This is a genomic window from Thalassococcus sp. (assembly GCF_982780845.1).
In genome coordinates, this window is record NZ_CEYADA010000006.1 from 98,669 (window position 1) to 113,350 (window position 14,682).

The following is a 14,682-nucleotide window of genomic DNA, read 5'->3' on the forward strand; positions in this document are numbered from 1 at the left end:
GTGCGAAATCCGCGCGCTCTGACTGGTGTCGCGGCTAAGGGCCTGCTAAGGCGCGCGCCATGAACACTGTGAACGTCATATGCATCAAGTGGGGCACTGCCTTTGGCCCTGAGTACGTGAACCGCCTGTATTCGGGCGTACGCCGCAATATGTCGCGGCCGATCCGGTTCATGTGCATGACCGATGTGACAGACGGCCTGCATCCGGATATCGAGGTGCTGGACCTGCCCACCGAACCGTTTCGCAAGGAAATGGATGCGGCGCTGGCAGTGGCCAACCGGCAGGGCGCGATGCGCAAGACGTCGCTTTTTAAAGAAGGTCTGATCCCCGATCTGGAAGGGCCCGTTCTGGGCTTTGATCTGGACGTGGTGATCACAGGCAATCTGGACGAAATCCACGACATGGCGCCGGGCAAGGTCGCCATGCGCCACGACTGGACCGAAAAGCGGAAAGGGCGGCCTACGGGCCATGGCTCTGTCTTCCGCTATGATCCTGCGTTGCATGGGTTTTTGTATGACGATCTGGCCGCAAACCCATATGCCGAGGTTGAAAAAGCGCGCGGCTCCGAGCAGCGCTATACCTCTCATAAAGCCATGGATCGTGGTGTGTTCGAATACATCCCCGAGCCGTGGGTTGTCAGCTTTAAGTACGATTGCAATCCGTTCCCGCGGAACTGGTTTACCCCGCCTCAATTGCCCGAAGATGCGCGTGTCGTGTGTTTCCATGGGCGTCCGAAAATGACGGATGCTTTGGGTGGATACACAAGGTCGATCATTCGCTATTCCAAACCCTGCGACTGGCTGCAGGATCACTGGATCGACCGGACCAAGGCCGATCTGGGTGCGGAATGGGGCTGAAAACCTGACGTAGGTGGTCGCAATCCCGCCTGCGCGCTTGCTTACACTTGCTCCCCCCGCCCTTGGCAGGGTAAGAGCAAATCAACAAAATTCATATCATGAGGACAGCAGTCATGCGTCGCGTCGTAGTAACCGGATTGGGTCTTGTCACACCGCTGGCCAGTGGGGTCGAAGCAACATGGGAACGCCTGCTGGACGGTCAGTCCGGCGCGGGTACCATCACCAAATTCGATGCAAGCCATCTGGCCACCACTTATGCCTGCGAAGTCAAACACGGCGATGGCACAGACGGCACGTTCAATCCTGATGAGTGGATGGACAAGAAAGAACAGCGCAAAGTTGACGATTTCATCCTTTACGGAATCGCGGCTGCCGAAATGGCCGTTAACGATGCAGACTGGCACCCCGAAGATCAGGAAAGCCTGGAGCGCACGGGTGTCATGATCGGTTCCGGCATCGGTGGTCTGAACTCGATCGCCGAAACCGCCTACCTGATCCGCGACAAAGGCCCGCGCCGCGTGTCGCCGTTCTTTATTCCCGGTGCTCTGATCAACCTGATCTCGGGCAACGTTTCGATCCGTCATGGCTTTAAAGGCCCGAACCATTCGGTTGTGACCGCGTGTTCCACGGGCGCGCATGCCATCGGTGATGCGGCGCGCATGATCAAATACGGTGATGCGGACGTGATGGTTGCCGGTGGTGCCGAAGCGGCGATTTCCGAGATCGGCATTGCGGGCTTTAACGCGTGTAAGGCGTTGTCGACCAAACGTGGCGATGACCCCAAAGCGGCCAGCCGTCCCTATGACGCAGACCGCGACGGTTTCGTTATGGGCGAGGGCGCAGGCATCGTTGTTCTGGAAGAATACGAGCACGCCAAAGCGCGTGGCGCGAAAATTTATGCCGAAGTTTGCGGCTATGGCTTGTCCGGCGACGCGTATCACATCACCGCGCCGTCCTCTGACGGTGAAGGCGGCGAACGCTCCATGCGTGCGGCGCTGAAAGACGCGGGTCTTCAGGCATCTGATATCGACTACATCAACGCGCACGGCACATCGACTATGGCCGACGTGATCGAGTTGGGCGCTGTTGAACGCCTGCTGGGCGATGCGGCGGCAACGGCCACCATGTCGTCGACGAAATCGGCGACTGGACACCTGCTGGGTGCTGCTGGCGCGATCGAGGCTGTGTTCTCGATCCTTGCGATCCGCGATCAGGTGGCACCGCCGACCATCAACCTTGAGACGCCGGCCGTTGAAACGCCTATCGATCTGGCCCCCAACGCCAAGCGTGAGCGCGAGATCAATTATGCACTGTCCAACAGCTTTGGCTTTGGTGGCACAAACGCCAGCGTGATCTTCGGCAAGGTCAGCTGATATGTGGCGCAACATCGCTTCTAACGCGATTACGTTCCTCGTCGTCGGGGTTTTCCTGTTCGGCGGTCTGATCATCTGGGCGCAGAAAGAATACACATCGGCAGGGCCACTGGCCCAACAGATCTGTGTCGAGGTGCCACGCGGCACCAACATGACACGCGTTTCCGAAAACCTTGCAGAGCAGAACGCCGTATCGTCGGCCGCGCTGTTCCGCATGGGCGCGGATTACGCCAAGAAAACGCAAGACCTGAAGGCAGGGTCATACCTTGTGCCTGAAGGGGCTTCGATGTCCGAAATCGTCGATATCGTCACCCGTGGTGGCGCATCGACATGCGGCACTGAGGTTGTGTACCGCATCGGTGTAAACGCGGCTTCCGTTGAAGTCCGTGAACTGGATCCTGCGACTGGTCGCTATGTCGAACTGGTCAAGTTCGATCCGGAAGCTGACGAAGTTCCTGCTGAATACACGGCTGTTAAAGCCGAAGGTGACACGCGCTTCCGCATTCTTCTGGCCGAGGGTGTTACCAGCTGGCAGGTCGTGAACGAGCTGGGGCAGATCGATGTGCTGGAAGGCACTGTTGACGTCCCCGCCGAGGGCAGCCTTGCGCCCGACAGCTATGAGGTCACAGTCGGTGCCACACGCGCCAGCCTGATCGAACGGATGCAATCCAGTCAGGAACGCATTCTGGCTGAGGCATGGGCGAACCGCGCAGATAACCTGCCGCTGAACAGCCCTGAAGAGGCGTTAATCCTTGCGTCTATCGTCGAAAAAGAAACAGGTGTGTCCAGCGAACGTCCGCAGGTCGCGTCGGTCTTTATCAATCGTCTGAACGACGGCATGCGTCTGCAAACGGACCCGACGGTAATCTACGGTATCACTAAGGGTGAGGGCGTGTTGGGCCGTGGTCTGCGCCAGTCCGAATTGCGCGGTGCGACGCCCTACAACACCTATGTGATTGAAGGCCTGCCGCCGACACCTATCGCCAACCCGGGTCGTGCGTCTATCGAAGCCGCCCTGAACCCGGCAGAGACGGATTATATCTTCTTCGTGGCTGACGGCACCGGTGGTCACGCCTTTGCAGTGACGCTGGATGAGCATAACCGCAACGTCGCGCGCTGGCGCGAGATCGAAGCGGAACGGGCGAACCAGTAAGGTCTGTCGAAACTCAAAAGCAAAAGGCGCAGTCTGTTGGCTGCGCCTTTTGCTTTGTGTCATCCTTGTCGGATAACTAGGGAAGCGGGCCCAAAAAGCCGATGGTTGCCACGCGCCTGTCCTGACCAAAATCGATCTCTGCCGTCCATTCAGAGGCGTCACCCGCGACAGTCGGACAGATCGGCAGCGTGAACTGATCATCAGCGGCGTACACGCCAGCGGGCACATGGCCCAGAATTCTGACGACCTCGCCTCGGGTCAGACCAACTTTCAGGCCGGACGGTGTAGGCCAGTCCTCGGTGGCGGCAGTTATGCCTATGACTGCCTCATTCATCAGGCTGATCTCAATCCCATGCGCGGTGATCTGATCTATTGGCAAACCTTTGGGCGTGGTTCCTGACATGGCCTCGGGCGATCCGAGTTTTGCCAGAGACATGGCCGTGTCATGTATCGTGACGCCGCCTAAGCTGAATTCGGACGCAGGCAGGCAGTCTTTTGGCCCGTTCGCGCCTTGTTGGCTGATCAGAAGTGGCGGCTCGGACGTCTTGATCGCTTTGTCGACCCATGACAGCGCCAGATCGTCCCATTCATATCCGGCGGCTTCTTTCACATCATATATGCCACCACCAAAGCCAAAGCTGACAGTGTCAGGAACACATTCCAGCGTGGCCAGAGATTTCCCTTGCTTAGAAATGTCGATCCAACCGAAATGGTGGGGGCCTTGCTCCATTTCTTCTTCGGTGAAGGGGCGGTCAAACCCGCCGCCGACCTGATAGGCATAGTCTCCGTTGTAGAAGGTCACGCTTTCGAAAATCGCTTTGCCGACGCCATGCCACGGTTGGTAATCCACGGTGTCGATTGGTTCGGTCAGGAACAGTTCGGGTGGTTTGCCTACGGGGCCGTAACTGTAAGTGGCTGTGTTATTGTCATAGCAGACGGAAACCTCGGTGTTGCGGCCTTCAATCCGACACGAGTTGAAATCGTATTGGCCCTGCGGGCATTCCGCGTTCGCCGCCGTCGCGGCGCTGAGGGAAAGACATAAGATGCCGGTTCGAGTATGGGATGTCACGGAAATGGGCCTTGGTCGGAATGCATCAAAGTCCGGACACCTTGGGCGGGTTGCCCATTATTGTCCAGCGCAGCGCAAGGCGGTGACGCCAAACAAAAAACGCGACCCGAAGGCCGCGTTTTCCAAATCCGTCAGGATGAAGCGGATCAGCTGTCTTCAAGCTGGGCCATAACTTCGTCGGATGCTTCGAAGTTGGTTGTGACGCGCTGAACGTCATCGTCATCTTCCAGCGCATTGACCAGCTTCATCAGGGTCTGCATGCCGTCCAGATCCAGTTCCGTCGTTGTTGTCGGCTTCCAGATCAGGCGGGTGGACTCAGATTCACCCAGTTCGGCTTCAAGCGCGTTGGACACTTCGTTCAAGTCTGTGTCCGCACAATAGATGATATGACCGTCTTCCGAGCTTTCGACGTCTTCCGCGCCGGCCTCGATCGCGGCCATCATGACGGTGTCCGCATCGCCTGCTGCGGGCAGGTACGTGATTTCACCCTTGCGGTCGAACATGAAGCCCACGGAACCTGTTTCGCCAAGGTTGCCGCCGTTCTTCGAGAAGGTCGAGCGCACGTTGGATGCGGTCCGGTTGCGGTTGTCTGTCATCGTTTCGACGATCACTGCAACACCGCTCGGGCCGTAGCCTTCGTAACGGATTTCGTCATAGGAATCTGCGTCGCCACCTTGCGATTTCTTGATCGCGCGGTCGATCACGTCCTTGGGGACCGAGTTCGACTTGGCTTCTTTTACCGCCAGACGCAGACGCGGGTTCTTTTCCGGATCAGGGTCGCCCATTTTCGCGGCGACGGTGATTTCCTTTGAAAGTTTCGAAAACAGTTTCGAACGGGCGGCGTCTTGGCGCCCTTTGCGGTGCTGGATGTTCGCCCATTTTGAGTGGCCGGCCATAACGTTTCCCTTGCATCGAGTTCTTTGAATTTCGCCCGCTTCTATAGGGCAGGGAGGGTGGAAAGGGCAAGGGCGACTGGCGTCTGTCTGTGGGCTGGGATAAGTCCGACTGCGCAGAAGGAGAATTCGATGTCCGCCGCTCTTGCTGGATTTTCACTCGGTTTGTCCCTGATCCTTGCGATCGGGGCGCAGAATGCGTTTGTCCTGAAGTCCGGCCTGACGCGGCAGCACGTGTTTGCCGTGGTGCTGACGTGCGCTTTGTCGGATGCCGTATTGATTGCCGCCGGTGTCACAGGGTTCGGCGCATTGGCCGAACAGGTGCCGTGGCTAGAGTTTGCCATGCGTATCTTTGGCGCGGCCTTTCTGATTTACTACGGCATCCGGAACCTCATCGCCGCATGGAAGGGCGGGGCGGCCATGGATCTGGCTGGCGGTGCACCCAGTTTGCGGTCCGCATTGCTGACCTGTCTGGCGCTGACATGGCTGAACCCGCACGTCTATCTGGATACGGTCGTTTTGCTGGGCAGCATCGCGGCGCAGTTCGACAATAAGCTTGCCTTCGGTTTGGGGGCCTGTACGGCATCCTTCGTTTTCTTCTTTTCGCTTGGGTATGGCGCGCGCTTTCTTGCGCCTCTGTTCCGGCGTCCGGTGTCTTGGCGGATACTGGACTTGCTGATCGCTTGCGTCATGTTTGCAATTGCGGCGTCGCTTTTGTGGGAATGAATGCGGCTTGTGCCGCTTCGCGACTGCTGACTTGATGAGAGACCATGACCAAGCCCGATATGAACAGCAAAAGCCCAATTGCAGGCATCCTCTGGATGGTCATGACAGGCATTTGCTTTGTTATGGTCACGGCTCTGGTTAAAACACTGGGCGGATCGGTGCCCGCCGCGCAGAGCGCGTTCCTGCGCTACGTGCTGGGTTTGGTGTTTCTTTTGCCGATCTGGCGCGAGCTGGTTCAGACCCGTTTGACCAAGCGCCAGCTGGGTTTGTTCGGAATCAGAGGCGCTGTTCACGCGGTCGGCGTGGCCTTCTGGTTTTTCGCAATGTCCCGCATTCCGATCGCCGAAGTAACGGCGATGAACTATCTGACACCGGTTTTCGTCACGATTTTGGCCGCGTTTTTCCTTGGGGAAAAGCTGGCTATTCGCCGAATACTTGCAATCGTGGCGGCGCTTGCCGGGGCGGCACTGATCCTTAGGCCGGGGTTTCGTGTGTTGGATCCGGGGCATCTTGCGATGTTGGGGACGGCAACGATGTTTTCGGCGTCTTACCTGATCGCCAAGGTCGTGTCGGATGAGCTGGACGCAAAGATGGTCGTTGCCATGCTATCGATCACGGTGCCGATCGGACTGTTGCCTTTGGCGTTGATGGACTGGATTACCCCCAATTTTACACAAGTTTTCATATTGTTCGGCGTTGCTTTGTTCGCCACCGTCGGCCACTACACGATGACACGCGCCTTTGCGGCGGCCCCTGTATCCGTCACACAGCCCGTAACATTCCTGCAGCTTGTCTGGTCGGTATTGATTGGCGCTGTTTTCTTTGCTGAACCACCGGATAGCTTTGTCATTGCGGGTGGTGCGGTGATCATGGCTGCGGTCAGTTTTATCACCTGGCGCGAGGCGCGCGCGAAGAAGCGTTCTGTAACGCCGCTAGTGAATGCAACAAAGGGTTGAGTTACCCCTGATTGTTGCGAAATCAGAAAATAGGCAGGAAGTTTTCGCAAACTTGCCGCAATTGGCGCTGATCTTGAAGCCTGTGGAATGGGTAACAAGGAGTGCGAGATGTTTACAGACACCCACATGACAGACAGCTTTGGCGAGGTGCGCAGTTTCCTGCTGCGTGAACGCGACAAAGTTCTTTCCGAGGCAGAGTGGCGTTTCCGTATGCGGGGTTATGGGTACAACGTCCGGAAAACCGACCACGGGTTCGAGGTCGCGCAACTACCAAAGAACCAAATTATCGGAACCATCGAGGAATAAGCTTTATGCTTTGCGAAGTACGTTAACCCGGCAGATCGTCTGCCGGGTTTTCTTTTGCCTGATCTCAACATTGATTGACGAGTCAATCAGATTCACCTAGGGTCTGTCCAAATAGCGGCCATCCGTGTGCCTTGAGTGCACACTGGCTGCGTTGAGTTCTGCAACTTTCTGAACGGGCGGCTTAGCCTTTTCGCGAGGGGACAAGATGACCGATCTCTATGAAACCCAGCCCACTTCCAGCCATTTCGTCGATGGTGTGTATCTTGAGGATACGAACGGCGATGTGATCGACGTGACCTATGCTGCCACGGGCAAGGTGATTGCCAAGGTGCATGCCGCAACTGATGACGTCATTGCCAAAGCCATCGACAGCGCAAAACGTGCACAGGCGGAATGGGCGAAGGTGTCGCCGCGCGATCGGGGCCGCATTCTGACAAAGGCGGCGCATCTGATCCGCGAACGCAATCACGCGCTGTCTGTTCTGGAAACCTACGACACCGGAAAACCGCTGCAGGAAACGCTGGTGGCGGACGCGACCTCGGCTGCGGACGCGCTGGAATATTTCGGGGGCATTGCGGCCGGTTTGACCGGCGAACATATCCCGCTGGGCGAGGATTGGGCCTACACCGTGCGCGAACCTTTGGGGGTTTGCGTCGGTATCGGCGCGTGGAACTACCCGACACAGATCGCCTGCTGGAAAGCCGCCCCTGCGCTGGCTTGTGGCAACGCGATGATCTTTAAGCCATCCGAAACCACGCCGCTCTGCGCTCTGAAGGTTGCGGAAATTCTGGTCGAGGCTGGCTTGCCCGCTGGTCTGTTCAATGTGGTGCAGGGTATGGGGCCGGTAGGTGCCGCTCTGACGACGCATCCAGATGTGGCCAAGGTGTCCTTGACCGGCTCGGTTCCCACAGGCGCCAAGGTTTACGCTGCTGCCGCTGCGGGCCTGAAGCACGTGACAATGGAATTGGGCGGCAAATCCCCCCTGATCATCTTTGATGATGCAGATGTCGAAGACGCCGTTGGCGGTGCGATCCTTGGCAATTTTTACTCGACTGGCCAGATTTGTTCGAATGGCACGCGGGTATTTGTGCAAAGCGGAATCAAGCAGAAGTTCGTTGAACGTCTGGCCGAACGCTTGAAAGGCGTCGTTATGGGCGACCCGCAAGATGAGGCAACCAACTTTGGCCCGATGGTCAGCGCGCGCCAGCTTGAAATCGTCGAAGGCTATATCGCCAAAGGTCAGGACGAAGGCGCCAAGCTGGTGACAGGTGGGGAACGTCTGGAACAGGACGGCTTCTGGATCACGCCTGCGGTGTTCGACGGTGTGACCGACGGCATGACCATCGCGCGCGAAGAAATCTTTGGCCCGGTTCTGTCGGTGTTCGAATTCAGCGATGAAGACGAGGTCATCGCGCGTGCGAACGACACTGAATTCGGGCTGTCTGCCGGTGTCTTCACCCGTGACGTCAGCCGCGCTCACCGCGTCGTCGGTCAGTTGCAGGCAGGTACGTGCTTTATCAACTCTTACAACGATGCGCCGGTCGAGGTGCCCTTTGGCGGTGTGAAGATGTCTGGTGTGGGCCGCGAAAACGCCAAGGCGGCGATCGAGCATTATTCCCAGATGAAGTCCGTCTACGTCCGTATGGGCCGCGTCGAAGCGCCGTTCTGAGACGCAGCGCCTGCTAATAAGTGAGAGCCAAGATGGAAGCTGATTACCTCGTTATCGGTGCGGGCAGCGGTGGCTGCGCCATGACCTATCGCCTTGCCGAGGCGGGAAAATCCGTGATCGTCATCGAACACGGCGGTTGGGACGGTGGCCCGTTCATCCAGATGCCCGGTGCGCTAAGCTATCCGATGAACATGAAGGTCTACGACTGGGGCTATCAATCCGAGCCCGAACCGCATCTGGGCGGTCGTCGTCTGGCGACGCCGCGCGGCAAGGTGATGGGTGGATCATCCTCGATCAACGGGATGGTCTATGTGCGCGGTCACGCCCATGACTTTGATCACTGGCGTGATCAGGGGGCGGATGGCTGGGGCTATGCTGACGTGCTGCCATACTTCAAACGCATGGAGCAATCGCATGGCGGGCAGGATGGTTGGCGCGGCACAGATGGCCCCCTGCATGTGTCCCGAGGCAAGCGCGACAACCCGCTGACGCAGGCCTTTGTCGAGGCTGGCATTCAGGCCGGATACGAGGCGACCGACGATTACAACGGCGAAAAGCAAGAGGGCTTTGGCCCGATGGAGGCGACGATTTTCAAAGGTCGCCGCTGGTCCGCTGCGACCGCCTATCTGCGTCCGGCGGAAAAGCTGGGCGCGCAGGTGATCCGTGCCTTTGCGCGCCGTGTGGTGATGGAGAACGGCCGTGCCACAGGCGTTGAGGTGGAACTCAATGGCCGGATCGAGGTTCTGAAAGCGCGGGCCGAAGTGATCATCGCGGCCTCAGCGCTGAATTCGCCCAAACTTTTGATGCTGTCGGGCATTGGCCCTGCGAAGCATCTGGCCGAACATGGGATCGACGTGGTCGCGGATCGCGCAGGCGTTGGTCAGAACCTTCAAGACCATCTAGAGCTTTATATCCAGATGGCGGCAAGCCAGCCCGTCAGCCTGTTCAAATACTGGAACCTGCTGGGCAAGGCCTATGTCGGTGCGCGCTGGCTGCTGTTCAAAGACGGCCCTGGCGCATCGAACCAGTTTGAAAGCTGTGCGTTCATCCGGTCGCAGGCTGGCGTGGATTATCCGGACATCCAGTATCACTTTATCCCGATCGCCGTGCGTTATGACGGTAAGGCCGCAGCCGAAGGCCACGGGTTCCAAGCCCATGTCGGACCCATGCGGTCGCCGTCACGCGGCGAGGTCACTCTGCGGTCCTCTGATCCGAAGGACGCGCCGCGGATTTTCTTCAATTACATGAGCGAAGAAAAAGACTGGGAAGACTTCCGTCGCTGCATCCGTCTGACGCGTGAAATTTTTGAACAAGACGCGTTCCAGCCATTCGTCAAACACGAAATCCAGCCCGGTGCCGATGTGCAAACCGATGACGAACTGGATGCATTCATTCGTGAACACGCCGAAAGCGCCTATCATCCCTGTGGAACCTGCCGCATGGGCCGTGTAGACGATCCGATGGCTGTGGTCGATCCCGAGGGCCGTGTGATTGGCGTCGAAGGTCTGCGGGTTGCCGACAGTTCGATCTTCCCGCGGATCACCAACGGTAATCTGAACGCGCCGTCGATCATGGTGGGCGAAAAGATCGCCGATCATGTGCTGGATCGCAGGTTGCCATCCGAGAACGCTGAGCCTTGGGTGCACCCCGAGTGGAAAACCGCTCAGCGTTAATGAAGGTTAACTAATTCCGTTGAACTCGCCATGGCGTTAACAGATGTTAACGCCATGTTGAAATTCGTCCTTCCGCTCTTGTTCTCCGCCTCAATCGCGCACGCCGATTTTTACGGTCGTATCAATGTGATCGACGGAGATACCTTTGATGTCGGATCGGTGCGCGTCAGGCTTCATGCCGTCGATGCGCCCGAGTTTGATCAGACCTGTAAACGTTCGGACGGGGCAGAATGGGCCTGCGGACAGTGGGTGACTGACGAGGTGCGCAAAAGGGTGCAGGGCAAGCGCGCCAGTTGCTATGCGGTGACCGTGGACCGGTATGATCGCACCGTTGCCAAATGCGAGGTGCAGGGCCGTGATCTGGGGCAATGGCTTGTTTCTGACGGGCTGATTTTTTCCTTCCCTCGTTACGGGCAGGATTACGTCGCCACGGAAAAAGAAGCGCTTGTCGCCGGGCGCGGGCTTCATGCAAGCGAGGTCCAGTCTCCTTCTGAGTATCGCGCAGAAAAGCGGGCGGTGTCGGTACAAATTGCGCCGCAGGCAAATTGTGTGATCAAGGGCAATATCAGCAGCAAGGGCACGCGGATCTATCACATGCCCGGACAGTCGGATTACGCCAGCACCCAGATATCCGAGCGCAAAGGTGAACGCTGGTTCTGTTCAGAGGCCGAAGCACAATCTGCAGGGTGGCGCAGGGCTGCGCGATAAATTTTCAAAGTTTTTCGCGCAATTTGATCGGGATCAAACACCCGTGCGGCCTGACGTGCGATCTTCCTCTCGAACAAGTTGAGAATAGGAGACGCAGGTGTCCAACACGCCGCATGAACTCGCCGCTGAATTCCCGGAATTCGCTGACAAAATGAGCACGCTGAAACAGTCTGACGCGCATTTTGCGAAACTGGCTGACACGTACCACGAAGTGAACCGTCAGGTGCACCGTGCTGAAACGAACGTCGAACCGATGGAGCAGTTGGCCGAAGATCAGCTGCGCAAACAACGCGCTGCGCTGAAAGATGAAATCTACAACCTTCTAAAGGCCTAACTTCCCCCTCTAAGGTCTTTGAAAAACCCGCGTCTGATAATTCAGGCGCGGGTTTTTTTTGAGCAGATATTAATGCAACTGAGGGCATTTGTAGTCGTATTGATAGCTTTCTGTGGCGAAATTGCGGGAAAGGAAGTAGCGTTACAGGCATTCTTTTACAGAATTGAGATCGCAAAATGACTTACAACGATGACGACAAAATCGACGGGCGCGTCTACGGAGAACAGCCCGAAGTTAAAGCCGACGGCATGGGTAGCCGCGTTCTGTATATGCTGCTTTTGTGGTTGATGCTAAGTTTGGCGCAAACCGTTCTGACGGTCGCAACAATTATTCAATTGGCCATCATGCTGGTGAGCAATAACAAGCCGAACGAACGGTTGGCTGAATTCGGCACGGACTTGGGTGTCTGGATGGCCAAGGCCGCCCGGTATCAAACGGGCGCTTCCGATGTGAAACCTTGGCCGTGGACCGAACTGGACTGAGCCAACAGATCAGGACAGGCCGGCTTCGATCAGGTCGGTGATGGGTTTAGCGAGTGGTCGGGTCATTGATCCGAATGTCCCGACCACGGCGCCATCGGGGCCGATCAGAATTTTGTTGAAATTCCAAGCGGGCTCGAACCCGGTTTCACTTTTGACCCATTTAAAAAACGGATGCGCCTGATCGCCCCGAACATGGGTGATGTCGGTCATCGGCATATCAAGATCAAAGTTCAATTCGCAGAAGTCTTTGACCTGCTCGGCAGTTTTCAATTCCTGCCGGAAATCATTGCTGGGGACAGCCAGCACGACCAGACCCTGATCACGATACTGATCGAAGAGCAGCTGAAGCGCATCGTATTGTGGTGTGAACGCGCAGCGAGAGGCTGTGTTGACCACAAGGACCGGACGACCTGCATAATCAGCCAGATCGATGTCGCCTCCATCGATGGACGGAAAAACAAATCGTTCTGCCGCGAGTGCAGGCAAGGCAAGAATGATTAAAAGAATACTTAGAAGTTTATGCATTGAAGGCCTCCTTGGACGCAACCTAGCGCCCAAGGAATTTAGTCAATGCCGGATAGCTTGGATCAGTCTTCCATCGCTTCCAGTTCGTCGATGAAGCCCTCGATCATCGACAGGCCCTTATCCCAGAAGGCCGGATCTGTCGCGTCCAGTCCGAAGGGTTCCAGCAGCGCCTTGTGGTGCTTGGAGCCGCCTGCCTTCAGCATGTCAAAGTAGCGGTCTTGGAAGCCTTCGGGGTTCTCTTCGTAGTTCGCATAAAGTGCGTTCACGAGGCCATCGCCAAAGGCATAGGCGTAGACGTAGAAGGGCGAATGCACAAAGTGCGGGATGTAAGCCCAGAAGGTTTCATACCCTGGCATGAATTCGAACGCAGAACCAAGGCTTTCGGCCTGCACGGACATCCACAGCGCGTTGATGTCGTCGGGTGTCAGTTCGCCGCCGCGACGGGCGTCGTGCAGTTTGCATTCGAAATCGTAGAACGCGATCTGGCGGACGACCGTGTTGATCATGTCCTCGACCTTGCCAGCCAAAAGAACCTTGCGTTCGGCCTGATCCTTGGCTCCGGCCAGCATCTGGCGGAACGTCAGCATTTCACCGAAGACCGAGGCCGTTTCCGCCAGTGTCAGCGGGGTAGAAGACAGCATTTCGCCCTGATCGGCGGCCAGAACCTGATGCACGCCGTGGCCCAGTTCGTGGGCCAAAGTCATCACATCGCGCGGTTTTCCTAGGTAGTTCAGCATCACGTAAGGATGCACGTCCGTGACGGTCGGATGGGCGAACGCACCGGGCGCTTTGCCAGGTTTCACGCCGGCATCGATCCAACCCTTGGTAAAGAAAGGCTCTGCCAGATCGGCCATGCGCGGGTCAAAGCTGCCGTAGGCGGACATCACCATATCGCGGGCTTCATCCCAGCCGACGATCCGTGTGCTTTCCATCGGCAGGGGCGCATTGCGGTCCCAGACCTGCATCACGTCCAGACCCAGCCACTTGCGCTTAAGCTCGTAATAGCGGTGCGACAGGCGGGGGTAAGCCGCGACGACAGCGTTACGCAGGGCCTCAACGACCTCGGGTTCGACATCGTTCGACAGATGGCGGCCGGTTTGCGGCGTAGGCATCCCGCGCCAGCGATCCATGATCTCTTTTTCTTTGGCCTGCGTGTTGTGGACGCGGGCAAAGGTGCGGATGTTTTCGCCAAAGACGCGGGCCAGTTCATGGGCCGCTTTTTCGCGCTGGTCGCGATCCTGTTCGGTCAACAGGTTCAGCGTCGCTTCGATGTTCAGCTCTTCGCCGTCGATGTCAAAAGTCAGGCCCGCGATTGTTTCGTCGAACAGACGTTCCCACGCGTCACCCACAACGCCCATGTCGTGCAGGAATTTCTCCATCTCGTCAGAGAGTTGGTAGGGTTTCATTGCACGAACGCGGTCAAAGGCGGGCTTGTAGCGGGCCAGTTCGTCGCTTGTTTTGAAAAGCGCGTTGTAATCGTCGTCCGCCACGCGGTTCAGTTCCAGTGTAAAGAACACAAGCGGTGTGGTGTATTGCGTGATCTTTTCCTGCATGTCGGACAGGAATTTCGTGCGCGAAGAGTCTGTGGTCAGCTGGTAATAGCGCAAACCGGCGAACGACATGATGCGACCGGCGATGCCCTCGATCTTTTCGTGGCGCTGGACCATTTCCAGAAAACCCGCGGCGTCCTGATCGGCGATTTTGCCTTCGTAATCTTCCGCGAACGAGGCACAGGCCTGTTCCAGCCAATCCAGATCGCGCTTGAGTTCCGGCGCGTCTTCGGACGGATACAGATCGCTCAGATCCCACTCTGGCAAATCGCCCAAATCCTTTCCTCCGGCAGAGGCATTGGCGTCGAAAACGGGGCGGATGGTCATGCGGGGGCTCCTTATTATGCGTTGGGTCTGAAAGTGGCCTGTGCGGCGGGCAGGTTCAAGGGGCGCAGGGGGTGTTTTGCC

Annotated in this window: 15 protein-coding genes; 11 read left to right on the forward strand and 4 right to left on the reverse strand. The window is 57.4% G+C overall.

The window, feature by feature from the left end; all coding sequences use genetic code 11:
* Positions 1 to 59: 59 nt before the first annotated feature.
* The 3 genes from AC4FIA_RS08585 to mltG all read left to right on the forward strand — a co-directional run bounded on the left by AC4FIA_RS08585 (position 60) and on the right by mltG (position 3,383).
* Positions 60 to 857, forward strand: coding sequence for a glycosyl transferase (locus AC4FIA_RS08585; protein WP_490365489.1), 798 nt, complete (start codon positions 60 to 62; stop codon positions 855 to 857).
* 113 nt (positions 858 to 970) lie between these two features.
* Complete coding sequence (gene fabF, locus AC4FIA_RS08590; RefSeq protein WP_103910179.1) at positions 971 to 2,230, forward strand: beta-ketoacyl-ACP synthase II; 1,260 nt, start codon at positions 971 to 973, stop codon at positions 2,228 to 2,230.
* A gap of 1 nt (position 2,231) precedes the next feature.
* On the forward strand, positions 2,232 to 3,383 hold the full coding sequence (gene mltG / locus AC4FIA_RS08595; RefSeq protein ID WP_490365490.1) for an endolytic transglycosylase MltG: 1,152 nt from the start codon (positions 2,232 to 2,234) through the stop codon (positions 3,381 to 3,383).
* 76 nt (positions 3,384 to 3,459) lie between these two features.
* On the opposite strand, the gene AC4FIA_RS08600 is transcribed toward mltG, so the two are convergent.
* Both AC4FIA_RS08600 and AC4FIA_RS08605 read right to left on the reverse strand, forming a co-directional pair.
* Positions 3,460 to 4,452, reverse strand: a complete 993-nt coding sequence (locus AC4FIA_RS08600; RefSeq protein WP_490365491.1) for a hypothetical protein — start codon at positions 4,450 to 4,452, stop codon at positions 3,460 to 3,462.
* A gap of 146 nt (positions 4,453 to 4,598) precedes the next feature.
* A complete protein-coding gene (locus AC4FIA_RS08605) occupies positions 4,599 to 5,348 on the reverse strand; it encodes a YebC/PmpR family DNA-binding transcriptional regulator (RefSeq protein WP_490365492.1) in 750 nt (249 codons plus the stop codon).
* Between the two features lie 129 nt (positions 5,349 to 5,477).
* Here AC4FIA_RS08605 and AC4FIA_RS08610 point away from each other — a divergent pair, with 129 nt between their 5' ends.
* The 8 genes from AC4FIA_RS08610 to AC4FIA_RS08645 all read left to right on the forward strand — a co-directional run bounded on the left by AC4FIA_RS08610 (position 5,478) and on the right by AC4FIA_RS08645 (position 12,199).
* Entirely contained in the window at positions 5,478 to 6,071 is a 594-nt protein-coding gene (locus AC4FIA_RS08610; protein ID WP_490365493.1) for a LysE/ArgO family amino acid transporter, read from the forward strand.
* Positions 6,072 to 6,115: 44 nt separating this feature from the next.
* On the forward strand, positions 6,116 to 7,027 hold the full coding sequence (locus AC4FIA_RS08615; protein ID WP_490365494.1) for a DMT family transporter: 912 nt from the start codon (positions 6,116 to 6,118) through the stop codon (positions 7,025 to 7,027).
* Between the two features lie 108 nt (positions 7,028 to 7,135).
* Positions 7,136 to 7,333: a hypothetical protein gene (locus tag AC4FIA_RS08620; RefSeq protein ID WP_490365495.1), complete on the forward strand. Its 198-nt coding sequence runs from the start codon at positions 7,136 to 7,138 to the stop codon at positions 7,331 to 7,333.
* Between the two features lie 205 nt (positions 7,334 to 7,538).
* The gene (gene betB, locus AC4FIA_RS08625) at positions 7,539 to 9,002 is read left to right on the forward strand and encodes a betaine-aldehyde dehydrogenase (protein WP_490365496.1); all 1,464 of its coding nucleotides are present in this window, start codon (positions 7,539 to 7,541) and stop codon (positions 9,000 to 9,002) included.
* Positions 9,003 to 9,034: 32 nt separating this feature from the next.
* Positions 9,035 to 10,675 carry a choline dehydrogenase gene (gene betA, locus AC4FIA_RS08630; RefSeq protein ID WP_490365497.1) on the forward strand — a complete coding sequence of 547 codons (1,641 nt, stop codon included), beginning with the start codon at positions 9,035 to 9,037 and terminating at the stop codon, positions 10,673 to 10,675.
* A 54-nt stretch (positions 10,676 to 10,729) separates the two neighbouring features.
* On the forward strand, positions 10,730 to 11,383 hold the full coding sequence (locus tag AC4FIA_RS08635) for a thermonuclease family protein (protein WP_490365498.1): 654 nt from the start codon (positions 10,730 to 10,732) through the stop codon (positions 11,381 to 11,383).
* A 97-nt stretch (positions 11,384 to 11,480) separates the two neighbouring features.
* Positions 11,481 to 11,717 (forward strand): HP1242/YdcH family protein, encoded by a 237-nt coding sequence (locus AC4FIA_RS08640; RefSeq protein ID WP_287474786.1) that lies wholly within the window; start codon positions 11,481 to 11,483, stop codon positions 11,715 to 11,717.
* 176 nt (positions 11,718 to 11,893) lie between these two features.
* Positions 11,894 to 12,199 carry a DUF4389 domain-containing protein gene (locus tag AC4FIA_RS08645; protein WP_490365499.1) on the forward strand — a complete coding sequence of 102 codons (306 nt, stop codon included), beginning with the start codon at positions 11,894 to 11,896 and terminating at the stop codon, positions 12,197 to 12,199.
* A gap of 9 nt (positions 12,200 to 12,208) precedes the next feature.
* Here the strand turns inward: AC4FIA_RS08645 and AC4FIA_RS08650 are convergent, their stop codons facing one another.
* Together AC4FIA_RS08650 and AC4FIA_RS08655 are read right to left on the reverse strand one after the other, a co-directional pair.
* Positions 12,209 to 12,724 (reverse strand): glutathione peroxidase, encoded by a 516-nt coding sequence (locus tag AC4FIA_RS08650; RefSeq protein ID WP_490365500.1) that lies wholly within the window; start codon positions 12,722 to 12,724, stop codon positions 12,209 to 12,211.
* 62 nt (positions 12,725 to 12,786) lie between these two features.
* Positions 12,787 to 14,601: a M3 family oligoendopeptidase gene (locus tag AC4FIA_RS08655; RefSeq protein ID WP_490365501.1), complete on the reverse strand. Its 1,815-nt coding sequence runs from the start codon at positions 14,599 to 14,601 to the stop codon at positions 12,787 to 12,789.
* Between the last annotated feature and the right edge of the window lie 81 nt (positions 14,602 to 14,682).